Consider the following 22,498-nt stretch of genomic DNA (forward strand, 5'->3'; position numbering starts at 1 on the left):
TAATTAATATCCAAGTTTTCTGTCCACGAGATAATGCAGAGGCTCCCCTTTTGTAAAGTTCTTGAGATCTTCACAGAACATCTGAACATTCTTATCTCTCGTATATGGAAGTGTCATATTTCCAGCCACATGTGGAGTAATCAAAAGATTTTTGATTTTCCACAAACGGTTGTCTTTTGGAAGCGGCTCTGTCTGGAATACATCAAGGGCAGCTCCGGCAAGATGACCAGATTCAAATGCATCTGCAAGAGCATCTTCATCTATTGCTGAACCTCGTCCAACATTTACAACATAAGCTCCCTCTGGAAGCATGGCGATTCTCTCTCGGGAAAGAATACCACGGGTTTCTGCAGTTGCCGGAAGACTCATTGCAAGAAGATCTGTCTCTGACAAAACTGAATCAAGTTCACTAACAGGAAAGACTTTATCGTAAACAGTTTCGCTGCTTTTTCCGCTGCGGCATACACCAATAATTGAAGCAGGCTCAAAAGCTCGCACTCGTTTTGCAAAGGTTGTTCCGATATCACCTGTTCCAAGAACTGTAATTCTGCAGTCTTTCAGAGACCTCTGCTCACGCGGAGACTTCCATTCCCCTGCCCGTGTTTCTTCCATAAATTCATTCAGACGTCTCATCATAACAAGAGAAACGGCAATCATGTGTTCTGCAATCGAAACACCATATGCACCCGCCGCATTTGTAAGAAGACAGTCCTCATTTGCAAAATAGCCGGGTGCCATAAGGGAATCTACACCAGCCCAAGGCACACAAAGCCATTTCAGATTTTTGCTTGTCTTTACAATTGAAGGTGCAAAACCATAGATAATATCAGCATCAAAATTACTTTGAGGAATTTCTGCTTCAGCAGTATAAAAGAAAACTTCGTGACCAAGAGTCACAGCTGTATTTTTTATAAGGTCCAGATGCTTTTGTTCAAGCATATTATTGATTACAAGAATTTTCATTTGAAACATATTATAATAATTTTATAAAAACTCCTAGCAGTTTGAATTTACAATAATAAAATTTGCATTTAGTCATATCTTGTGATAGTATTACTATCACTATGAGTGTTATAAATAATATCAACAGACTTGCCGCATACGGACTTAAAAGCGGTCTTATAGAAAAAGAAGATGTGATTTTTGTAAAAAACCAGCTCCTTGCTGCCCTCAACATCGACGGTTTTGAAACTCCCGAACAGGCAGCCGAAATCCCTGAAGTAGAGATTTCAGACCTGGAAGATATCCTAAAAAATCTTCTTGATTATGCAGTTGAACATACCCTCACTCAGGGAGATGGCATTGCAGCCCGCGACCTTTTTGACACAAAGCTCATGTCTATAATGACAGACAGACCATCAAACATCAGAGCAAAATTCAACGAACTTTATAAAAAATCTCCAAAGGAAGCAACAGACTGGTTCTATAAATTCAGCCAGGACACAGATTACATCCGCCGCTACAGAATCTGCCGCGACGTAAAATGGATCAGCAAAACTGAATATGGCGATATGGATATCACCATAAATCTTTCAAAACCAGAAAAAGATCCAAAGGCAATTGCAGCTGCAAAGAATGCAAAAACAGTCGGCTATCCAAGCTGTCTTCTCTGTAAGGAAAATGAAGGCTATGCAGGCCGCTTAAATCATCCGGCGCGCAACAATCACAGAATCATTCCGCTCGAACTTGCTGGAGAAGCATGGGGCTTCCAGTATTCTCCATACGTATATTACAACGAGCACTGTATTGTTTTTAATCAGGAACACTCTCCAATGTGTATTTCAAGAAAGACTTTTGAACGCCTTCTTGATTTTACAACACAATTCCCTCACTACACCCTCGGAAGCAACGCAGACCTTCCAATTGTAGGCGGTTCAATTCTTACACACGATCATTTCCAGGGAGGTGCTTATAACTTCCCGATGGCAAAAGCTCCAATTCTCAAGCAGATTACAATTAAAGGTTTTGAAGATGTAGAAGCTGGAATAGTAAAATGGCCGATGTCTGTTCTCCGCATTAAGAGCGCAGATAAAAACCGCCTTGTTGAACTTGCAGACCATGTACTCAAGACATGGCGAAATTATACAGACGAAGCAGCTTTTATTTTCGCAGAAACAGACGGCGAAAAGCACAATACACTCAATCCTATTGTACGCCGCCGCGGTGACCTGTACGAAATGGACTTAGTACTCCGCAACAATATCACAACAGAAGAACATCCGCTTGGTGTATATCATCCTCATGCAGAACTTCATCACATCAAAAAAGAAAACATTGGTCTGATTGAAGTAATGGGACTCGCAATTCTTCCGGGCCGCCTTAAGACAGAATTCAAAGACCTTGCACAGGCTATGATTCAGAACAAGGATATCAGTAAAGATGAAGTTCTTGGAAAGCATGCCGACTGGACAAATGAACTAAAAGAAAAGTACGGTTCGTTCACAGGAAAATCAGAAGAAGAAACAATCGATATTCTGAAAAAAGAAACCGGAATTGTTTTCAGTAAGGTACTGGAACACGCCGGTGTTTACAAATGTAATGAAGAAGGCCTCAAAGCCTTTGAAAGATTTATCGCAATTTTGTAATTAAAATGGCAAAGGCAACGGCCGATAACTAAACGGCTAAGCCTTTGCCTGTTTTTTTCTGGTATATATAACTCTGGTGTATTTTATTTTATCACCAGAAGTTTCACCAACTGTTTTTTCAAAATCATCAGCATTAAAATCAGGAAAGAAAACATCTCCATCTTCAACCACCAGCTGAACTTCAGTTATGTACATAACATCAACAAAAGGCAAAGCTTCTTTATACACACCATAACCACCGGCAATAAAAACTTTCTGACCTGCAGCAAGTTCAAGCGCTTCTTTTAACGAACTAACGGTAGTTAGTCCATCTCCTTCAAAGATCTTTGTTTTTGATACAACAATTGTTTTTCGATTTGGCAGAGGATGTCCGATTTCTTCGTAGGTTTTGCGCCCCATTACAACAACATTACCAGTGGTAAGTTCTTTAAACTGTTTTTTCTCCCCTTCTATTTGCCAGGGAATCATACCATTTTTTCCAATTACATTATTGATAGAGCGCGCAACAATTAAACCTGTCATTTTCTTATTGATCTTTTTCGAATAAGTTCTTTAACTCTTGGCCGATTATATCTTTGAGCCATAATAAATCTGCACTCAAAAATAATAGAAATAGTTCCTGTAAGAACAAAAATCCATAGTTTACCGAAAATAAATCCAAAAAGAATATATATTAGCGAACCACAAATCAAAGAAAAATGAATTGTTTCAGCAATACACATTGATTGAAGGATTCTCTCTGGAGAACTTGTTCTTAAAGAAAAAGATTCCGGCTCATAAGTAATTAAACTGTCCTTCCATTTTTTTACCTGGAAAAACTTATAAATTGCTTTTTCAAAGGATTTTGTACGGAACCAGAGATTATCAGGATTAAATGGTCCTCTATGCACAATACTCAAAACTCTTGGAACAGAAGCCCGCATGAGAATGTGATAAAGCACCATCAGAAATGTAACAAACAGGAAGTAAAAACGGCGGTATCCCAAAGCAAAGCAAAAGATACCGCATACAATTACAATCAAAATAAGTGATGAAATAATTATTGTCTCTACTTTTTTTACTGGATTTTCAGGCATACTAATTCCTATCTTAGTCCGCCAGCTTCAGCTTCACTGGCTTTTTTCCAGAACTGACTACGCCCAAAAGGTCCAACCTCACCGCGCATTTCCAAAGTATCTACCTTGTATTTCTTTCCATCTGCACCGTGATAAGTAATTCGACACTTATATCGTTTTCCATCACCCGGATCAATAATATATCCGCCAGACCACTTACCGGCAGCATCCTTTGACAAATCCCAAATCCAGGTAGTTCCAACAGTACGCAAAGTTCCAACATCAACATTATTCATAAAGTTGTCGTAATGTTTACCCTTTCCACCATCGGCAATTACATCTTGTGGCAAATCAGCAACAGAAAGAATCTTTCCATTGAGTTTTCCACCCTGCTCCCAGATCTGCCAGCCTGCAGTTGCCTGATTAGTCTTTTCATCATAACTAACCCAGAAACCTTCAGCAGGATCTGCTGCAAAACACATAGTTCCCAAAAGAAGAACAGCTGTAAATAAAGCAATGATTTTTTTCATCTCATCGTCTCCTATAAAATGAGTATATAGATAATAGTAGATTTTAACATAGGTTTTTCTTACGGGCAACTGATTCCAGGCCTATTTCTGCAAAGTCATTTCGGCAAGCATACAAAGTCCTTCAACAATTGCCTCGTGCTCTTTAGGAGCAATACGAGCATAAAGTGTATCAGGAGTATCGTCAGGCATAACTGGAACTTTTTTCTGAATAAGTATTTTTCCGGTATCACATCCACCATCAGCAATATGAATAGTACAGCCGCTTTCTTTTTCACCGGCAGCAATAACAGCCTCATGAACGTGATGACCAAACATTCCGACTCCACCAAATTTTGGCAGCAGAGCCGGATGAAGATTTATAATTCTGTTTTCGTATTTTTTAAGAATGTCACCGGCAAGAACAGTAAGACAGCCTGCTTCAACAATAGCCTCAGCTCCGTATTTTTCACAAGCCTCCAGCATAGCGTTTGAAACAGCAAGACGCTTAGTATCGCGGTCACTAGCCTTAGCAACCTCTTCGCCCATTACAGCGTAAGGAGAACAGATTGCAGAAGGAATTCCAGCCTTGGCAGCACGCTCCAGAGCAAAAGCCTTTTTAGAATCAGAAATTACACAGACAATCTCATAAGGACAAGAGTCGCCCTGCGCAATCTGATAATCAATCAAAGCCTGAAGGTTTGTACCGCCACCACTAACTAAAACAGCTGTCTTTAATACTTTCATATACACATTCCAAAATGGTGCTCGCAAGTCTCGCACCTGAGGCATTTTTCTCGATGAACCTAAAACGACCCGCTGTCGCAGCTCGTTTTTTAACGGTTCTTCGATTGTAGCCTAATCTTCGAACAAAACAGCATCTTTCTGGCTGTTTACTTCGCCCTTAGCATATTCTACACGGCCAATCTTGTAAGCCTTCATATCAGGACAGTAATCCTTGTGATATTTGTGAGCATTAGCATTGAACATTTCAAGAACAGCATCAGCCTCTTTTGCAGAAACAGCAAGAACAAAACCAATACCCATATTGAAAGTATTGTAAACGTTATCAAAATCAGCACCACGGCGAATCAATTCACCAAATACAGGAGGAATATCCCATGAAGCACGCTTAATAACAGAAATCAACTGCTTCTTTCCTTCCTTAGCCTTTGGATACATACGTGGAATATTTTCAAAGAATCCGCCGCCAGTTACGTGAACCATACCATGGATAGCCTTGCGGTATTTTCCGAGAACTTCCATAACAGGCTTAACATAAATACGTGTAGGTGTAAGAAGAACTTCACCAATAGTCTTACCAGTATCAGTTCCATTTACAACAAATGGATCATTTACATTTGGAACAAGTTTGCGAACAAGGCTGAAACCGTTAGAATGAACACCTGTAGAAGAAAGACCAATAAGAACATCACCTTCGCGGATATCCTCACCAGTAATCATATCTTTTTTCTCACCAACGCCAACACCAAAGCCGGCAAGGTCATATTTACCAACATCATAGAAGCCAGGCATTTCAGCAGTCTCACCACCAAGAAGAGCACAACCAGTATCAACACAACCGTCTGCAACACCCTTTACAAGTTCAGCAGCAACATCAGCATCAAGCTTTCCGCAGGCAACATAATCAAGGAAGAAAAGAGTCTGAACACCAGAACACAAAATATCGTTTACGCTCATGGCAACACAGTCAATACCAACAGTGTCATACTTCTTCATCTGGAAAGCAACATCAAGCTTAGTTCCAACACCATCAGTTCCGCTTACCATAACAGGATTCTTAATTCCCTTAGGCACTTCGAACATACCGTTAAAACTTCCAAGCCCTGTCAAAAGCCCTGGAACAACAGTTCTCTTTACCTGTTCCTTGTACTTATCTACCGCTCGGTAACCTTCTTCTACGTCAACACCAGACTCTTTGTAGTTTGCCATGTTTTGCTCCTATGCTCCTTTCAGTCGCTTTTATAGGTTATAGGTTTTAGGTTCTAGGTGCCAGGGCATTATTTAATTTAGCCAGCATCTTAGAAACTTCATCTAAAAGTCCCATAACTTCACTTAATTCTTCTTTTTCCAAATAGCCGATTCTTTCACAGATTAATAATTGAGTTTCTAACTCTGCTGCAGAACCTTTTGCTATACCAACAAACTGTTTATATTCTTTTATTGAATTTCTAGATTTTCCTTCTGCAATATTACTAGGGATTGATACAGCAGAACGTCGCATTTAATCACACAAGGAATAACGTTCGTCACCAGGGAGTTTCTTGATAAGTCTATAAATCATCTCTACTAAATCCATAGACTTTTGCCAGACTACTAAATCTTTATGACTCTCGATTCCCATTGATAATCCCTAGAACCTAGCACCTAAAACCTAGAACCTGACATCCAGCCCTGTTGAGGCAGCGTCATCAGCCAGTTTCTTTCTGAATGAAACTAACTTTTCTTTAAGTTCAGGATACTTGATAGACAAAATCTGAACAGCAAGATATCCCGCATTCTTTGCGTTGTTAATACCAACAGTTGCAACCGGAATCTGAGGAGGCATCTGTACGATAGACAAGAGTGCATCCATACCGCCAAGACCATTTGATTTGTCAGAAACACACTCAAGCGGAACACCGATAACAGGCAAAGTAGTTTCACCTGCAATAACTCCAGGAAGAGCTGCAGCAAGACCTGCACCGGCAATGATTACCTCAAAGCCTTCTTTTTCAACCTGTTCAACTGTCTGCTTAAGTAAAGCCCCGGCACGATGGGCAGAAATGATAAATGCCTTGTATTCCACGCCGAACTCAGAAAGAATATCGGCAGCCTTTTTCATGGTGTCCTTGTCGGACTTAGAACCGAAAAAAATCGCAACTTTCATATCAGAGTTATATCATAAAAAGAGATTCGTCACAAGCACGACGAACTATTCTTCGACCTGGTACTGAAGGAGAAGCAGGCGCAATTCTTCAATGTTCGACACATTAAAGATTTTGAAAATATCTGCAAAAATCTTTTTTACAGTTGAAAGACTTACAAAATATTTTTCGCCTATTTCTTTATAGCTTAGCTTGTTGTGAATATGTTCCATCAGATAAGTTCGCTGACGTTCATTAAGATTATAATCAGAAAGCTTTATAACCGAACCAGCTGGCTTACCAATGATAGTATTATTCTCACGGACATTCTTTGGAATCAGACAAGAAAACTTTGCTTTCAGAATAGAATAAATCCATAGATAAAAAGAATAACAGAAAACTGAGTATCCAATATCTATAAGCATAGCTTTAATACCATGAGTATAAGTAAGACACAGAGTAATGAAATGAATTACAAAAAGTATCCAGATAGGTTTCTTTGATTTCTCAGCCAGAAAATCTGTACATAACATAAAGATAATAGCTGCATAGAAAAAGAAAATTCCCAACTCTTCATAATGAGTTAAAATTGTAAGCTCGCTTTCAATCAGGAGAATAGCAAGCATGAGATACGAATTAGGACGGATAATATGTATGATTGTGAGACCTACACAAAGAAAATGTACAACTGGAATCACAATATTAGTATCAGCGACCTTCTCAATAATTGATTTTGGGTCACCGTTAAAAAAAAGACTTGTAATAGCTGCAATAAGTAGGAAAAATAAACCGACAACAGCAACAACCCTCTCCGAGCTGATTCTGTTACTATTCATGTTTTTAATTATAACATAAAAAAATAAATTTACCAATAACTAAATGTTATTAAAAAATAACCTTGGTTATTTTACCCTAGACGCAATATGACTACAGGCATTTTCGCCATCCATAGCGCTGGAAACAATACCACCCGAGTAGCCGGAGCCCTCACCTGCAGGATAAAGGCCGGAAATTTCAGTACATTCATAGCTTTCTTTTTCCCTGAGGATTCTCACAGGCGTACTTGTACGGGTTTCAGCAGCAAGCATCAAAGCATCCTTACATATAAAGCCATGCATATTCTGATCTATCTGTACAAAGCCCTTTTTTAAGCGTTCGCTTATGTGAGCAGGCAGCCAGCAGCCAAGCTCAGAAGAAACAATACCCGGAGTATAGCTTGAAACAGGTAAATCTGAAGATTTTCGGCCGGCAAGAAAATCAGTGAGGCGCTGAGCAGGAGCAGCCTGGCCGTTTCCATTTTTAAACGCAAGCTGTTCAATTTCACGGCGGAAGAATAATCCGGCCAGTTGAGGACAGCCGGCATTTTCTGCAGCCTGCATAAATTCTGCAGGAATATCCTCCGGACGAATCTCAACAACAATAGCTGCATTTGACCACTTGGAATTACGGGCTGCAGCCGACATGCCGTTTACAACAATTTCATCAGGGCCAGAACTTGAAGGAACAACAAATCCGCCCGGACACATACAGAAGGAATATACTCCGCGTCCATCAACCTGAGTAGTAACTCTGTATTCAGCAGCGCCAAGGCCTGCATCCGCCCCCCGCCCGTGATACTGAATTGAATCAATCAGAGTTCTAGGATGCTCTACACGAACACCAGCAGCAAAAGTCTTTGATTCCAGAGAAGCAGGGGCAACACGGGCAAGCATTTCATAAATATCAGAAGCGGAATGTCCCGTTGCAAGAAGTACCGCAGTCCCATGAAAATCACTCTTTTCTCCAGTAATTACATTTTGGGTTTCAACGCCGCATACGCGCAGTTTTCTTTCTACCTCACCGCGGGCTTCTTTATCATTTTCAGTAATCAGATCTGTTACACGCTCATTAAAGTGAAACTCACCGCCCAGCTCAATAATCTTATCGCGCATAGCATTTATTACCTGTGGGAGCCGGTCAGTTCCTATATGCGGGTGAGCGTCGGTCAGAATCTTTTCGTCCGCGCCAAAATAATGAAAGATTTTCAATATAGAACTGATGTCTCCGCGCTTATTACTGCGCGTATATAATTTTCCGTCTGAGAAAGTACCCGCCCCGCCCTCGCCAAAGCAGTAATTTGAATCCGCATTTACAACATCTCGAGTACTTATTAAAGCAATATCCTTTTTTCGCTGGCGGGTCTCACAGCCGCGCTCAATTATAACTGGTTTTATGCCGCTTTCCAGAAGCTTAAGTGCACCAAAAAGTCCTGCCGGGCCTGCTCCTACTATAATTACCGTATGCTTTTCATCTGCTCCACTGCAAGATTTCCAGGCTGGTTTCCATTCACCTGCAGATTCCGGCTTTTCACCAATATAAATCTTATAACGCAAATGCAGCTTCAACTGCCCATGTCGTGCATCAATAGATTTCTTTACAAAAACCTTTTCAAACTGAGCTTCTTTTATATTATTTTTCTTGAGTTCCCTGCGGATAAGACTGTCATGAAGCGAAAGATTCTTTTCTTCCTTGGCTTCAACTGTAATTGAGATTTCTTTAACCATTATTGGGAATTATAAAGTATTTTTAGACAAAAAAAAAGTTCTTAGACTGTAGACTCTCCAAACTTACAGTCCAAGAACTCTCTCACCGATGATAAACCGGTTCTCCGAATAAACTCTCTTCTTAGCAACGCTTCTGTATAAGGATAATGCTAATTGTCTTTTCATTTGTAACTTTCTTAATCTCATACTTTTTAACTTTAATGTAACTTTAATTTATGTTTATAACATACAGCGAAAATAACCAGTCGTCAATAACTTTTTTTGATATTTAACCATGGTTATACAAAAAATAACCACAGTTACCTGTAATATTACTGTGGTCATTCAATTTGTGCTGTTTGTGTGCTGATTTTTTGTATAAAAAAAGATTATTTTTTACAGGATAGATTTAAAAAACTGCTGTAAACGTTCACTTTTCGGGTGCTGAAAAAGGTCATCCGGACTGCCTTCTTCTTCAATATAACCTTCGTTCATAAACAGAACGCGATCTGCAACCTCTCGTGCAAAGCCCATTTCATGAGTTACAACAACCATTGTCATTCCATCTCGTGCAAGATCCTTCATAACTTCAAGTACTTCACCTACCATTTCAGGATCGAGAGCTGAAGTTGGCTCATCAAAGAGCATTACATCAGGATGCATTGCAAGGGAACGAACAATAGCAATTCGCTGCTTCTGCCCACCACTCAAAGTAGAAGGATATACATTAGCTTTATCTGGCAAACCGATTCTTTCAAGCAGTTCCATAGCCTCTTTTTCAGCTTCTTCTGGAGTTTTAAGCTTAAGAGTTACTGGTGCAAGAGTGATATTCTGCAAAACAGTAAGATGAGGAAAAAGATTAAAATGCTGGAAAACCATCCCCATTTTCTGGCGGCAAAGATCAAGATTTGTCTTTGGATCTGTTAAATCATTGCCCTCAAACAGAATCTGGCCTCCATCAGGAGTCTCAAGTCTGTTTAAGCAGCGGAGAAATGTACTCTTTCCAGAACCAGAAGGTCCGATAATTACTATTTTTTCGCCTTTTTCAATTTTAATTGATACATCTTTTAATACATTCAGCTTTCCAAAGCTGATTTTAAGGTTTTTAACTTCTATCACTTTTTGCCATCCTTTTTTCGAGCATGCCGAAAAGCTTTGTAAGTCCTACAGTAAGGACAAGATAAATTGCCGCACAGGTTAAAAGCGGAATCCAGGCATTGTAAGTAGCATTTCGAATCATATCTCCGGCTTTTGTCATATCCATTACAGCAATAAAGCTTGCAACAGAAGTCTCTTTTATTAAAACAATAAACTCACTCGTATAAGTTGGAAGCACAGCCTTTACAGCCTGAGGAAGAACAATCTTAAAGACTGTCTGCCACTTGCTCAAACCAAGTGAACGGCCGGCTTCTGTCTGGCCCGGGTCAATTCCCTGAATTCCTGCACGGAAGATTTCTGTACAATACGCACCGGAGTTAAAACCATAAGCAAGAATTGCAACAAGAAGTCTGTTTAATCCCAATGGAGCAAAAATTACAAAATAAAAGATCATAAGCTGTGTCGCAAGAGGAATTCCACGAAGAACAGTAGTATACACCTCTGCAACAGCCTTAAGAATCTTATTTCCAGAAACCTTCATCAGAGCAAGGAGGAAGCCAATTACAGTTCCAATTATGATTGCACAAAAGGCTATGAGAAGTGTAATTCCCAAACCTTCCACAATCAGCATGTACCTCTGCCCCGAAATCATTGTGTCAATAAAAGATTGAATCATATAATTCCTTTAAAAAATAAATATTCCCGCAATTTACTGCGGGAATGTAAAAGTCGGCAGGCACAGCCTGCCTCTGATTTCAGGTTGAAAATTTATTTCAACCTGGAAAACGATGATGTCAAGGCTTTAAGCAAAGCGTGTCTTGACATCATCGTAGCCTACGTATCATTTTAGGCTTATTTTCTTACGATAATTACCTGCTCAGACTCAAAATAAGTCTCAGAGAAATCAACGTTCTTTTTGCGCTCTTCATTTACAGACATACCAGCAGCAATGAAGTCAATTGTTCCAGACTGAAGAGCTGGAATAAGACTGTCGAATGCCATATCTACAACTTCAAGCTTCATTCCGGCATTCTTTGCAATTTTCTGTCCCATTGTGATATCAAAACCAACAATATTCTTTCCTTCAACATATTCAAATGGAGGGAAAGCTGCATTTGTTCCGAGTTTTACAATAGAATTTCCAGAAGAACCTTCATTTGCAGGAATCACAATATTTCCATCAACAGGCATAAATGCATTTACGAGTTTCTCGTACTCACCATTTGCCTTCATATCAGAAATTGTCTTATTGATGACAGTAAGAAGATCTACATTGTCCTTTTTTACAGCAATAGCATAAGCTTCCTTATTATCAGCAAATACCTTATCACGAATAATCTTAAGATCTGGATTGCGGTCAACAATTGCCTTTGCTGGAAGTTCATCAAGAACTACTGCATCAATTGCACGATTCTTAAGATCAAGAGCTGCATCCATTCCTGTTTTGAAAGATGCAATGTTTGCACCAGCAACATTATCCTGTACCCAGGCTTCACCTGTTGTACCAGCCTGAACACCAATTTTTCTTCCTGCAAGATCTGCAACAGAATTTATTTCTACCTTTGATTTAGAGCATCCTGCAAATGCAAGAGCTGCAGCGAGAGCTGCACATACAATAGTAATTTTCTTCATATAAACACCTCGATTTATAAATATACAATTTTATGCATATATATTCAATATTTATGCATCATTATCATCCAGCCACCATTCCGGTGTAGTATCAATAAAGATACGGCACTGTGGAATTTTCTCATATCCGGTAGAAACCTTTACACTACCCGCTCTGCATTGTGAATAAGTAAAATTATCTTCAACACACAGCTGTTTCTCCAGATAATCAGGTACCATTCTTTTCTTTGCATGATACCAGTATGAATCACCGTATTCATCACCATCATGAAACAGACGTGCAGGCTCAAAATGAACAGCATCAACGTTAGTTCCACCATTCCAGTAATAAAGCCGCTCATTATACATTACATGAAGAAATTTTTCCCAATCTTTCAGATTATGATACTTTTTGATTTCTCCCCAGGAATTCGCTTTCTCATGTATTAATAATTCAGGCAAAACCCATAATACATAAATTCCAAGATGACTATACCTTTGCATTCTCTGGCGTATTAAATCACAACTAATGTCTGACTTTTGAATTTCAATAGCAACCGGAGTATCATCAATATACAAGGAAATATCAGGGCGTACATCACCCAGATTTCGTTCCAGCTCACACTTTCTGCAATTTCTAAGTTTGTTAAAATGCTCATACATTTCTTTTTTAATTCTTAAATGAATTTCTGATTCTTTAGGAATCGGACAGTCTGGATTGTCGCTGATGTGGTAAAAATGATGAACCTTTTTGTACCCCTTTCTTAAGCCAACTTCTTTTTTACAGCAAGGACAGAAAAACGGACCTTCGTTTTTAGAAGTTTCAAAAGAAACCTTTCTTTCGTTAACCGACGTTAAAGCAACTAACATAAGAGCATTCCTCCTAATATTTTTTCTTTAATTATCGGTTAAAAAGTTTATTTCCGTTCTCCGCAAGAATTACTGCAATAAAAATCAAGAAGCATCCAGCAAACATCCTGGGTGTAAATGCTTCATGAAGAAACAATGTACTGAAAAAGATTCCAAATACTGATTCAAAACCTAAAAATAAAGATGCCAGTGATGACTGAACATATTTTAATCCAATATTCTGCAGGCTGAAACAAAGCATTGAACTTAAAAGACCGAGGTACAGCATTGAAACTATAACTTTAGAATTATTCAATACTACCAGAGGAAAAGGTCCGTCTGCTATCGGTGCAGAAATCCACCCGAAAACAGCAGCAAAGAAAAACTGCAGCATTGTTATGATGATTACATCACAACCTTCCCTGTTACATTTTTCTGTCCACAGAATATGCAGCGCATAAAAAAGCCCGCAGATAAGAGTAAGCACATCACCGCGGTTAAAACCACTCCCCGCGCCTCCTCCTGCAAAATCATTTCCACCAAGAGCAAGAAGTCCAATTCCCGTCATAGACATGGCAGCCGCAATAAAAACAAAAATTGCCGGACGTTTTTTATAAAGCGGCCAGCTGATAATTGGAATCAAAATTACATAAACAGTTGTCAGAAATGCATTCTTACCGGCAGTTGTATAAAAGCAGCCGATAGTCTGCACAAGATAGCCCATAAAAAGAAAGAATCCTGTGACGGCTCCTTTCAAAAGATGTTTTTTATCTATCAGTTTAAGTTTCTTAAAGAAAATGAGTCCCATTCCCACAGCCGCAATCGAAAATCGAATTGCCACCATATAAAACGAACCAATATAATCAAGACTATCCTTTACAACGACAAATGCGAATCCCCAGATAGCGGCGGTAAGCAGAAGGCCGGCACTGGCAAGCAGAGATACAAGTTTTTTATTCATGTGTGAAATGTACTAATTAAAGAAGGTTGGAGTCAAGACAACTATATAAAATTTCGGTTCAAAAAAACGCACAGACTGCGGGTCCCACAGTCTGTGTGTTTTTAAGACTTAGAATTTCTGAAAAAAGCTTACTTTACTTCAACCTTCTTCAAGTGCCAGATATCGCGAACGTAATCTTCAATTGTACGGTCGCTTGAGAACTTACCGGCGTTGGCTATGTTCTTCAATGCCATCTTAGCCCACTGCTTCTTATCGCCATATGCTGCGGCAATTTTTTCCTTTGCCTTGCAGTATGAATCGAAGTCTGCGAGAACATAGTAAACATCTGGGCGCTGACCTTCTACACCGTATACGAGAGAGTCGTGAAGTTCCTTGAAAAGCTGATGTGTCGGATCATAAGTTCCGTCAACAAGCTGTTCAACAACTTTAGCAAGAGCAGGATTGCAGTCGAGATATTCCTGTGGATTGTATGAGTGCTCTGCTTCCATCTTCTTAATTTCTTCTGTCAAAAGACCGAATACAAAGCCGTTTTCTTTTCCAGCTTCTTCGAAAATCTCGATGTTTGCACCATCCATAGTTCCCAAAGTTAGGGCACCGTTGAGCATGAACTTCATGTTTGAAGTTCCTGAAGCTTCGAGTCCGGCAGTAGAAATCTGCTCTGAAACATCTGCAGCAGGGAAGATTTTTTCTGCAACAGAAACGCGGTAGTTTTCTACGAATACAACACGGATCTTTCCGCGGACACGGCGGTCGTTGTTGATTCGCTCTGCAACTGTGTTAATCAGTTTGATGATAGACTTTGCACGGCGGTAACCGGAAGCAGCCTTTGCACCAAAGATAAATGTACGTGCAGGAGGGTTATAATCTGGATCTTCAACAAGGCGGTTGTAGATGTACATTACATGAAGAATGTTCAAAAGCTGACGCTTGTATTCATGGAGACGCTTAACCTGAACATCAAAAATACTTTCAGGGTCAAGGAACTCATTCTGAGCGTGCTTGAGGTAATCTGCAAGAGCCTGCTTGTTTTCTGTCTTGATTTTGATGAGTTCGTTGATTGAAGCATCATCATCAATATATTTTTCAAGATCCTTAAGCTTAGACAATTCTTTTTCCCAGCCGTGACCGATTCTTTCTGTAATGAAAGCTGCAAGCTTAGGGTTAGCATTCAAGAGCCAGCGACGCTGTGTAATACCGTTTGTCTTGTTATTGAACTTCTCTGGATAAAGTGTATACCAGTCTTTAAGCTCAGCAGTCTTCAAAAGCTCTGTATGGAGTTCTGCAACACCGTTTACGCTGAAGCAGGCGTGAATTGCCATCCATGCCATATAAACCATGTTGTTATGGATGATTGCCATGTGCTCGTGCTTGTAGTAATCATTAGGGAACTTCTGGCGCAGTTCAATTACGAGACGGCGGTTGATTTCCTCAACAATCTGATATACACGTGGAAGAAGTCCCTGGAAGATTTCGATTGGCCACTTCTCAAGAGCTTCTGCAAGAATTGTGTGGTTTGTATAAGCGAATGTATGTGTTACTACATCCCATGCTTCATCCCAGCTTACATTGTATTCATCAATCAAAATACGCATAAGTTCAGGAATTGCAACTACAGGGTGTGTATCGTTGAGCTGAATTACGTGGAGCTCAGCAAACTTAGAGAAGTCTGTTCCGTGGTCACCAACATAATGGCGAACAAGGTCCTGAAGTGAAGCAGAAGAGAAGAAGTACTGCTGCTTAAGGCGGAGAGCCTTTCCGCTTGGGCCGTTATCGTTTGGATACAAAACGCGGCTAATATTCTCTGCGCTGTTCTGGCGCTCTACGGCACGGTTGTAATCCATGTTGTTGAAAAGCTGAAGATCAAATCCGTTAGGGCTTGATGCCTGCCAGAGGCGGAGGGTGTTTACAGTCTTTGTATCATAACCAATGATTGGCATATCATAAGGAGTAGCTGTTACTTCCTCTGCGTTTTCAATAAAGAAGCGTGGCTGTCCGTCCGGAGTTTTTCCGTAAGCAATGTTTCCGCCGAACTTTACAGTTACTGCAAGGTCAGAACGTTTGATTTCCCAAGGGTCGCGGTGCTGCAGCCAGTTATCAGGATATTCAACCTGATAGCCGTCTTCAATGCGCTGCTCGAACATACCGTATTCATAGCGGATTCCGTATCCGTGTCCAGGGTAGTCCAGGGTTGCAAGAGAATCGAGGAAGCAGGCTGCAAGGCGGCCAAGACCACCGTTTCCAAGACCTGCATCAGGTTCTTCATCTTCAATCATGTTGAAGTCTATATTCATTTCTTTAAGAACTTCGTTTACAGATTCTTTGATACCGCAGTTAATGAGGTTATTACTGAGAGCACGTCCCATTAAAAACTCAGCTGAAAGATAATAAAGCTGTTTTGTAGGCTTTTTATCATACTCGTTGCGGGTTGCCATCCAGTTAGGCATAATCAATTCGAGCGCAGAAGCAGAAACCGCATCAAAAAGGTCGTGCTTATTTGCCTGTGAAATATCCTTTCCGTACTGACGGCGAAGTCTTGCTGAAAGATTCGCCTTAAACTCTTCTTTGTTGAATTCCATAATAAATAAACCTCCGGAAATCTATTTACTCATTAAAACTACAGTAGCTCCTGATATCAAAACATACCTTCTCTGCTCAGTCAAAAGCTCCTCGTTTCCTCTTTCTAATATATCATCAGGACTTTCAAATGCGGTGTCCGCAACGCGGTGCCATTTTTTGTTTCCTGGTAATGTCGGTAATGTAATTGTAAGGTCATACTGATCAAGATTAGTTGCAACGTAAAAATCATTGTCAACTTCAAGACCATCCAGCTTAAACGCAAGGAACCGGTTCATTTTTGCCCAGTCTGGTACCTTTGCATTTATATCATACCATGATATTTCTGGAATTGCACCCGTCTCATAAGTATCTCTGAAGAATTTTACACGGCTGAAAATATTATGAGCACGGCGCATTTCTATAAGTCTGGAAGTAAACCGCAAAAGACCTTTATTTTTATCTGCAAGATTCCAGTTAAACCAGCTGAGTTCATTATCCTGACAGTATGCATTGTTATTTCCCTGCTGGGTACGGCGGATTTCATCACCACCGAGCAGCATTGGAACTCCCTGCGAAACCATCAGGTAAATCAAAAAGTTTTTGATGGTTCTAAGGCGGGACTGTTCAATTTTTGGATTGGTACACTCCCCTTCAAAACCATTGTTATAGCTGAAATTATCATCAGAACCGTCACGGTTGCATTCACCGTTTTCTTCATTATGTTTTCCGTTATAACTTACAAGGTCATTGAGCGTAAAACCATCATGTGCAGTAATAAAATTAATGGAAGAAAGCGGTGAGCGGCCATCATGATTATAACAGTCTGAACTTCCGCTTATACGGGTAGCTGCGGCAGTAGAAAGATGCTCATCACCACGAAGGAACCGTCTCATATCATCACGGAACCGGCCATTCCATTCACTCCAGCGGTTATTCCGTCCACCGGGGAATCCGCCAAGCTGATACAAGCCTGCACAATCCCAAGGTTCAGCAATTATTTTGGTTTTAGCCAGAACAGGATCATCATTTATAGCAGCTGTAAGCAGGGGCAGCTCATTGGAAATAGGAGCTCCGTTCTGCGCACGGGTTAATATAGAAGCAAGATCAAAACGGAAACCGTCTACATGCATTTCCAGAACCCAGTAACGCAGGCTGTCTAAAATAAACTGTGCTGTAACAGGATTATTACAGTTCATACTGTTTCCGCAGCCACTGAAATTCATGTAATAATTCTGATCTGTTGCAGGAAGCGAATAATAAACATCGTTTTGAAGTCCGCGGAACTCAAAGGTATAACCGCGCTCGTTTCCCTCTGCTGTATGGTTGTAAACTACATCAAGAATTACTTCAATTCCGGCTTTATGCAGAGTTTTCACCATCTGCTTGAACTCACGTACAGGTCCACCTGGACTTCGGTCTGCAGAATAGCTTGTTTTTGGGGCAAAGAATCCGATTGTACTGTAGCCCCAGTAATTTACAAGCAACTCCCCGGTTCGTGGATTTGTATTAGCGTTTTCATTTTCATCAAATTCAAAAACAGGAAGAAACTCTACGGCGGTAATTCCAAGAGACTTCAGATACTCAACTTTTTCCTCAAATCCGCGGTATGTACCCGCAATTTCCCGAGGAACTCCAGAAGTTTCTGAAGCAGTAAATCCCTTTACGTGGGTTTCATAAATTACAGTATGCTCAAGAGGTCTGTTTAACGGGCGGTCACCTTCCCAGTCAAAAGCATCATCTTTTACTACAACACATTTCGGAAAATCAGAAAGATCCTGAAGTTCTCCGCCGATATTTCCTTCAAAGCCCTGTTTCCATTGTTTGTTATACGAACGGAATACTGAACCTGAAGTAAAGGCTTTTGCATAAGGATCGAAAAGATATTTATTGGAATTAAAACGAAGTCCTTTTGGAGGAATATAAGGTCCATCAACTTTATAAAGATAAAGCGTTCCTGCCCCAAGTCCTTCTATATATATGTGCCATACATCGCCGGTACGATTATCATGCGGATCAAAATCCACAGTTTTCGACGGCTTCTGGTCGTATTCATTTTCAAAAAGCACAAGGCTCACCTTGGTTGCATCGCGGCTATAAATAGAAAAATTAACACCGCCCTCCGTAAGCACCGCGCCAAAGCCCATAGGCTTTCCGTTATGAACCTTTATATCAGTCATAGTTCTAATATTTTAACACAGTTATATTAGAAATTCTAGTTTGATTTATTATCTGGCAATTTCATGAATAATATCGGAAAATTCTTTTGAATGAGCTTCCAGAAGTCCGTGAGTTTCTCCTTTCATTATAAATATTCTTTTTGCAGGAGCCTTCAGCTTATCAAAATATTCCTGTGCCTGAATATAATTAGCCTGATAATCTCTGTCTCCATTTATATTGTAGTAAGGAATTTCATATTCCAGCTTATCTTTTAATGAGAACTTATTGATTTCAGCAGAACTCCAGAAACGTTCATAAACGGCAAAGCCTGTTCCATAATACTGCACGGCTCCAATAATATCTGAAATCGAATAATACGGATTAAAAATTATTGCAGCGACCATATTGTAATCTCTTCCCTTGGCAAACATATCATAACCGTACTTTTTCATAAGCGCCTGACGGGCAAGAAGATATTCACGAGAATCTGTACCACTACTGAGCATTTCAAGATATTTACTGCTGGAACTATCACCATAAGCCCATTTATAAGCAGCCTCAACAAAGGCTTTTTCATTTTCATCCAAATCAACCACCTGGCCTGTTCCTATATAGCAATCATAATATTCAGGATATGCAAGAGCCAGATTTGCACCAAAGAGTGTTCCCCAGGAATGTCCCAGCAGAGTAAGTTTTTCTTTTCCAAGATAATCCAGAATGAACTGTGTCATCTCAAGCCCATCCTGCATAAAAATATCATGAGTAAGCTCAAGACTATTCTGATCTGAAGTAAAACTTTTTCCACAGTTTCGCTGATCCCAGGTTACGACTGTATAAATATCAGACCATTTTCTTGTAAAGGCATAATCATAAGGACTAGTAGCAGAGCCTGGTCCACCATGCAGATAAAGAAGTACAGGGTTAGCCTTATTCTGACCATAAATACTTATCCACTGTTTACTGCCGTTTATATCAACATAAAGCTCCTGATTAATTCCTCCCTTAGGAATTTTCGCATTGATTTTTCGACCTACAAAACGTACAACTGAAAAACTGACGATAAGAGTGCAAAGAATAATTAAAAACCATTTTAAAATGTTTAAGATTTTTTTAGATGCTTTTTTCATAATAACCTCACTTAGCAAGCAAAAAAATTAAATGTTTTTTTATAATATTATTCAAACTCTTTAACAAGCAAAATCTGTCACTAAAATTAAAAAAAATATAAAAAAAAATACAATAAGAAAAGTACAGTTGCCCTCTGACAATTCAACTGTTATAATCTATTACTATATGAATACTGAGAATCACGAAGAAATCAAATCAAACGAAAATAACGCACCTCTGCGCACTGCTGTTGTGGCAATCATAGGACGCCCTAGTGCCGGAAAATCTACCTTTCTCAACACTGCCTGCCAGGAACCTGTAAGTATTGTTTCTCCTATTCCGCAGACAACCCGAAACGCAATTAAAGGTATTGTAAATACTTCTTTCGGCCAGCTGATTTTTATTGATACACCTGGCTATCATGATTCAGAAAAGAAACTAAACCTTCGTCTTAGAAACGTTACAGAAAGCCAGCTCGAAGGAATTGACTGTGTACTTTATGTAATTGACTCTACCCGCGCCCCTGGTGAAGAAGAGGCGAAAACTGCTGCCCTTCTCAAAGCCTTGCAGTCGAAGGTTGTTGTTGCAATCAACAAGTGTGATTTACCAGCCAGCCGCCCACTTCCAGTACGTCAGTTTGTAAGTGAACAGCTGCCAAATATTCCAGGCAACCGTATTTTTGAAATGTCGGCCGAAAAAGATACTGGTATAAATGAAGTCCTGAAAGCACTTTATGATATTTCTCCGGAAGGAGAGCCAGTTTATGATGAAGAGCTTTACACCGACCAGGATCTTACTTTCCGTGTCTGTGAAATAATCCGTGGAGAGGCAATCAACCGTCTTCAGGATGAAATTCCTCATGCAGTTTATGTTGAAGTTGCAGATATTGAGCACCGCAACGAAGGAAAGAAATTATGGATCCGCGCCTTCCTCTGTGTTGAACGCGAAAGCCAGAAGGGAATCGTAATCGGAAAAGGCGCTTCAAAAATCAAAGAAATCAGAACTGCTGCTGTGCGAAAACTCAGCGAAATTTATATTCAGAAAATTGACCTTGATTTACAGGTCAAAGTAGATAAAAACTGGAGGCAACGAGACTACACACTTAACCGCTTGATTCCGTAATTCACTTTTATGTAGCCATTTGCCGATAATGGAGTAGGATGAGTCATATTCAAGAGAGTTTAGATTCTTTAACACAGATTCTAACACCAGCTCAGATAATTCATATATCTCTAAAGATGTTGGGAAGTATAAACAAGAATATTACTTTCCACAGTCTCAGAACAGCTTATCTGGCCTGGAAACTCACTGAAACTATTAACGATAATCGTCTTAATACCAGAAATATAGTTGTACTTGCCTTATATCACACTCTCGGATATTTCAGAGAAGACACTATTTTCGGCTACAATCCTCACGACACTAATATTGATTTTTTCTCAGAAGAAAAACAAATCACAAGTAAATACGTTTTTTCATGTTACTATCTAAAATACATGACTCCGCTTGGCGACGATGCTCTTGCCCTTGAAAATTTTACACAGCCATTTAACGAGGACATGAAGCATTTCCTTTATCAGGAAAAATATAAAGCTATCATTTATCTGTGCGCAAGAATAAGTGCCTATCTTTATCATCATGGAGATGAATACTTACCGGAAAATATTAACGAGATTGCCCCAGGCTATTTTGATACTGAATATGTGAGAGCCTTTAATATTGCAAATAGAGATAATGTTCTTGTTGAAGCAGTAAAAGATGATAACTTTGTTGATGAATTATCAGATTATCTGAACACAATTACATTTGAAAAAAAAGATTCAGAAATGCTCGAAAAACTTTTGATTTATTTTCTGGATTTTAAAAGCACATATACAGTAAGTCATGCAATAAACACTTCGTGCTATGCCCTCTCTCTGGGAAAGAGAATGAAACTTAATCCGGAAGAACTTTCGGAACTTTACTGCAGTGCAATTCTTCATGACATTGGAAAAATTGCAACACCTCAGCGTATTCTGGAATTCCCAGGAAAGCTTTCCCCGGAAGATATGGACATTATGAAGCATCATGTAAATCATTCAAAAAGGATTCTTTCCGGACATGCGCCAGAACAGATTATTGAAAACGTTTACCGCCATCACGAAAAGCTGAACGGAACAGGATACCCGCAGCATCTTACCGGTGATAAACTGAATCTTATCCAAAGAATACTTACAGTTGCAGACATTACAAGTGCACTTAATGACAGCCGCAGTTATAAAGCCGAGTTCTCCACAGATAAAACAAAATCGATAATCACAAAAATGACAGAAGCTGGTGAGCTGGATCCTGCTATTTCAAAATTTGTTCTGGAAGATTTTGATACCATTGTAAGCGAGCAGCAATATCTTTATAAGGTTCTCTGTGTAGACTTCAGTCATGTACTTGCGCGTCATAGTGATTATATTTTTGATAACACGGAATTTATGGCAGATTCACTTATAGATGAAGCGGCTCAAGACAAAGATTCAGACGATTTAGACAATATGGCAGAACTCGACGAACTGGAAGAAATATAAACCTTCAATTCCGCTCAAAAATCGAAAAGATACGTTCAGAGACCGTTCTTGTTAAATCCTCCCCTT

22 protein-coding genes are annotated in these 22,498 nt (G+C 39.7%); 3 read left to right on the plus strand and 19 right to left on the minus strand.

The features are described from left to right. Positions 1 to 3 precede the first annotated feature (3 nt). A complete protein-coding gene (locus BMY21_RS09280) occupies positions 4 to 963 on the minus strand; it encodes a D-2-hydroxyacid dehydrogenase (protein ID WP_074643229.1) in 960 nt (319 codons plus the stop codon). A 101-nt stretch (positions 964 to 1,064) separates the two neighbouring features. Between BMY21_RS09280 and galT the strand changes: the two genes are divergently transcribed. Further along, positions 1,065 to 2,585: a UDP-glucose--hexose-1-phosphate uridylyltransferase gene (gene galT, locus BMY21_RS09285; RefSeq protein WP_074643232.1), complete on the plus strand. Its 1,521-nt coding sequence runs from the start codon at positions 1,065 to 1,067 to the stop codon at positions 2,583 to 2,585. Between the two features lie 36 nt (positions 2,586 to 2,621). On the opposite strand, the gene BMY21_RS09290 is transcribed toward galT, so the two are convergent. The 18 genes from BMY21_RS09290 to BMY21_RS09370 all read right to left on the minus strand — a co-directional run bounded on the left by BMY21_RS09290 (position 2,622) and on the right by BMY21_RS09370 (position 19,894). After that, entirely contained in the window at positions 2,622 to 3,107 is a 486-nt protein-coding gene (locus BMY21_RS09290; RefSeq protein WP_074643235.1) for a dihydrofolate reductase, read from the minus strand. Then, a complete protein-coding gene (locus BMY21_RS09295) occupies positions 3,104 to 3,661 on the minus strand; it encodes a glycosyl-4,4'-diaponeurosporenoate acyltransferase CrtO family protein (RefSeq protein ID WP_074643237.1) in 558 nt (185 codons plus the stop codon). Before BMY21_RS09295 ends, BMY21_RS09290 begins: the two co-directional genes overlap by 4 nt. A gap of 8 nt (positions 3,662 to 3,669) precedes the next feature. Beyond that, positions 3,670 to 4,170 carry a DUF2147 domain-containing protein gene (locus tag BMY21_RS09300; RefSeq protein WP_074643240.1) on the minus strand — a complete coding sequence of 167 codons (501 nt, stop codon included), beginning with the start codon at positions 4,168 to 4,170 and terminating at the stop codon, positions 3,670 to 3,672. Between the two features lie 81 nt (positions 4,171 to 4,251). Continuing rightward, positions 4,252 to 4,893 carry a phosphoribosylglycinamide formyltransferase gene (purN, locus tag BMY21_RS09305; protein ID WP_074643243.1) on the minus strand — a complete coding sequence of 214 codons (642 nt, stop codon included), beginning with the start codon at positions 4,891 to 4,893 and terminating at the stop codon, positions 4,252 to 4,254. A gap of 111 nt (positions 4,894 to 5,004) precedes the next feature. Beyond that, positions 5,005 to 6,099 carry a phosphoribosylformylglycinamidine cyclo-ligase gene (purM, locus tag BMY21_RS09310; RefSeq protein WP_074643247.1) on the minus strand — a complete coding sequence of 365 codons (1,095 nt, stop codon included), beginning with the start codon at positions 6,097 to 6,099 and terminating at the stop codon, positions 5,005 to 5,007. A gap of 46 nt (positions 6,100 to 6,145) precedes the next feature. Further along, entirely contained in the window at positions 6,146 to 6,391 is a 246-nt protein-coding gene (locus tag BMY21_RS09315; RefSeq protein ID WP_218141046.1) for a four helix bundle protein, read from the minus strand. Next, on the minus strand, positions 6,392 to 6,511 hold the full coding sequence (locus BMY21_RS16155) for a four helix bundle protein (RefSeq protein WP_218141047.1): 120 nt from the start codon (positions 6,509 to 6,511) through the stop codon (positions 6,392 to 6,394). It abuts the gene before it with no gap. Positions 6,512 to 6,541: 30 nt separating this feature from the next. Then, positions 6,542 to 7,036 (minus strand): 5-(carboxyamino)imidazole ribonucleotide mutase, encoded by a 495-nt coding sequence (gene purE, locus BMY21_RS09320; RefSeq protein ID WP_074643249.1) that lies wholly within the window; start codon positions 7,034 to 7,036, stop codon positions 6,542 to 6,544. Between the two features lie 45 nt (positions 7,037 to 7,081). Further along, the gene (locus BMY21_RS09325; RefSeq protein WP_074643251.1) at positions 7,082 to 7,849 is read right to left on the minus strand and encodes a helix-turn-helix transcriptional regulator; all 768 of its coding nucleotides are present in this window, start codon (positions 7,847 to 7,849) and stop codon (positions 7,082 to 7,084) included. Positions 7,850 to 7,915: 66 nt separating this feature from the next. Further along, complete coding sequence (locus tag BMY21_RS09330; RefSeq protein WP_074643254.1) at positions 7,916 to 9,556, minus strand: NAD(P)/FAD-dependent oxidoreductase; 1,641 nt, start codon at positions 9,554 to 9,556, stop codon at positions 7,916 to 7,918. Positions 9,557 to 9,931: 375 nt separating this feature from the next. Then, on the minus strand, positions 9,932 to 10,654 hold the full coding sequence (locus tag BMY21_RS09335; RefSeq protein WP_074643256.1) for an amino acid ABC transporter ATP-binding protein: 723 nt from the start codon (positions 10,652 to 10,654) through the stop codon (positions 9,932 to 9,934). After that, positions 10,641 to 11,264, minus strand: a complete 624-nt coding sequence (locus BMY21_RS09340) for an amino acid ABC transporter permease (RefSeq protein WP_256210357.1) — start codon at positions 11,262 to 11,264, stop codon at positions 10,641 to 10,643. Before BMY21_RS09340 ends, BMY21_RS09335 begins: the two co-directional genes overlap by 14 nt. 221 nt (positions 11,265 to 11,485) lie before the next feature. Beyond that, positions 11,486 to 12,265, minus strand: a complete 780-nt coding sequence (locus BMY21_RS09345) for a transporter substrate-binding domain-containing protein (protein ID WP_074643259.1) — start codon at positions 12,263 to 12,265, stop codon at positions 11,486 to 11,488. 51 nt (positions 12,266 to 12,316) lie between these two features. Further along, complete coding sequence (locus BMY21_RS09350; protein ID WP_074643261.1) at positions 12,317 to 13,114, minus strand: competence protein CoiA; 798 nt, start codon at positions 13,112 to 13,114, stop codon at positions 12,317 to 12,319. A gap of 31 nt (positions 13,115 to 13,145) precedes the next feature. After that, positions 13,146 to 14,054 (minus strand): DMT family transporter, encoded by a 909-nt coding sequence (locus BMY21_RS09355; protein WP_074643263.1) that lies wholly within the window; start codon positions 14,052 to 14,054, stop codon positions 13,146 to 13,148. A 128-nt stretch (positions 14,055 to 14,182) separates the two neighbouring features. After that, positions 14,183 to 16,630 carry a glycogen/starch/alpha-glucan phosphorylase gene (locus BMY21_RS09360; RefSeq protein ID WP_074643265.1) on the minus strand — a complete coding sequence of 816 codons (2,448 nt, stop codon included), beginning with the start codon at positions 16,628 to 16,630 and terminating at the stop codon, positions 14,183 to 14,185. 21 nt (positions 16,631 to 16,651) lie between these two features. After that, the gene (gene glgX, locus BMY21_RS09365) at positions 16,652 to 18,787 is read right to left on the minus strand and encodes a glycogen debranching protein GlgX (protein ID WP_074643267.1); all 2,136 of its coding nucleotides are present in this window, start codon (positions 18,785 to 18,787) and stop codon (positions 16,652 to 16,654) included. Positions 18,788 to 18,835: 48 nt separating this feature from the next. Then, positions 18,836 to 19,894 (minus strand): alpha/beta hydrolase, encoded by a 1,059-nt coding sequence (locus BMY21_RS09370; protein WP_074643271.1) that lies wholly within the window; start codon positions 19,892 to 19,894, stop codon positions 18,836 to 18,838. A 217-nt stretch (positions 19,895 to 20,111) separates the two neighbouring features. On the opposite strand from BMY21_RS09370, the gene era reads away from it, so the two are divergent. Both era and BMY21_RS09380 read left to right on the plus strand, forming a co-directional pair. After that, positions 20,112 to 20,996: a GTPase Era gene (gene era, locus BMY21_RS09375; RefSeq protein ID WP_074643560.1), complete on the plus strand. Its 885-nt coding sequence runs from the start codon at positions 20,112 to 20,114 to the stop codon at positions 20,994 to 20,996. Positions 20,997 to 21,034: 38 nt separating this feature from the next. Continuing rightward, the gene (locus BMY21_RS09380) at positions 21,035 to 22,432 is read left to right on the plus strand and encodes an HD-GYP domain-containing protein (RefSeq protein ID WP_074643274.1); all 1,398 of its coding nucleotides are present in this window, start codon (positions 21,035 to 21,037) and stop codon (positions 22,430 to 22,432) included. The last annotated feature ends 66 nt before the right edge of the window (positions 22,433 to 22,498 follow it).

The organism is Treponema bryantii, assembly GCF_900111035.1.
Classification (GTDB): domain Bacteria; phylum Spirochaetota; class Spirochaetia; order Treponematales; family Treponemataceae; genus Treponema_D; species Treponema_D bryantii_C.

What these genes read in the sequence shown, in the direction of transcription:
- BMY21_RS09280 (WP_074643229.1), bottom strand. Translation starts at nt 963, where the DNA reads ATGAAAATTCTTGTAATCAATAATATGCTTGAACAAAAGCATCTGGAC.
- galT (WP_074643232.1), top strand. Translation starts at nt 1,065, where the DNA reads ATGAGTGTTATAAATAATATCAACAGACTTGCCGCATACGGACTTAAA.
- BMY21_RS09290 (WP_074643235.1), bottom strand. Translation starts at nt 3,107, where the DNA reads ATGACAGGTTTAATTGTTGCGCGCTCTATCAATAATGTAATTGGAAAA.
- BMY21_RS09295 (WP_074643237.1), bottom strand. Translation starts at nt 3,661, where the DNA reads ATGCCTGAAAATCCAGTAAAAAAAGTAGAGACAATAATTATTTCATCA.
- BMY21_RS09300 (WP_074643240.1), bottom strand. Translation starts at nt 4,170, where the DNA reads ATGAAAAAAATCATTGCTTTATTTACAGCTGTTCTTCTTTTGGGAACT.
- purN (WP_074643243.1), bottom strand. Translation starts at nt 4,893, where the DNA reads ATGAAAGTATTAAAGACAGCTGTTTTAGTTAGTGGTGGCGGTACAAAC.
- purM (WP_074643247.1), bottom strand. Translation starts at nt 6,099, where the DNA reads ATGGCAAACTACAAAGAGTCTGGTGTTGACGTAGAAGAAGGTTACCGA.
- BMY21_RS09315 (WP_218141046.1), bottom strand. Translation starts at nt 6,391, where the DNA reads ATGCGACGTTCTGCTGTATCAATCCCTAGTAATATTGCAGAAGGAAAA.
- BMY21_RS16155 (WP_218141047.1), bottom strand. Translation starts at nt 6,511, where the DNA reads ATGGGAATCGAGAGTCATAAAGATTTAGTAGTCTGGCAAAAGTCTATG.
- purE (WP_074643249.1), bottom strand. Translation starts at nt 7,036, where the DNA reads ATGAAAGTTGCGATTTTTTTCGGTTCTAAGTCCGACAAGGACACCATG.
- BMY21_RS09325 (WP_074643251.1), bottom strand. Translation starts at nt 7,849, where the DNA reads ATGAATAGTAACAGAATCAGCTCGGAGAGGGTTGTTGCTGTTGTCGGT.
- BMY21_RS09330 (WP_074643254.1), bottom strand. Translation starts at nt 9,556, where the DNA reads ATGGTTAAAGAAATCTCAATTACAGTTGAAGCCAAGGAAGAAAAGAAT.
- BMY21_RS09340 (WP_256210357.1), bottom strand. Translation starts at nt 11,264, where the DNA reads ATGCTGATTGTGGAAGGTTTGGGAATTACACTTCTCATAGCCTTTTGT.
- BMY21_RS09345 (WP_074643259.1), bottom strand. Translation starts at nt 12,265, where the DNA reads ATGAAGAAAATTACTATTGTATGTGCAGCTCTCGCTGCAGCTCTTGCA.
- BMY21_RS09350 (WP_074643261.1), bottom strand. Translation starts at nt 13,114, where the DNA reads ATGTTAGTTGCTTTAACGTCGGTTAACGAAAGAAAGGTTTCTTTTGAA.
- BMY21_RS09355 (WP_074643263.1), bottom strand. Translation starts at nt 14,054, where the DNA reads ATGAATAAAAAACTTGTATCTCTGCTTGCCAGTGCCGGCCTTCTGCTT.
- BMY21_RS09360 (WP_074643265.1), bottom strand. Translation starts at nt 16,630, where the DNA reads ATGGAATTCAACAAAGAAGAGTTTAAGGCGAATCTTTCAGCAAGACTT.
- glgX (WP_074643267.1), bottom strand. Translation starts at nt 18,787, where the DNA reads ATGACTGATATAAAGGTTCATAACGGAAAGCCTATGGGCTTTGGCGCG.
- BMY21_RS09370 (WP_074643271.1), bottom strand. Translation starts at nt 19,894, where the DNA reads ATGAAAAAAGCATCTAAAAAAATCTTAAACATTTTAAAATGGTTTTTA.
- BMY21_RS09380 (WP_074643274.1), top strand. Translation starts at nt 21,035, where the DNA reads ATGAGTCATATTCAAGAGAGTTTAGATTCTTTAACACAGATTCTAACA.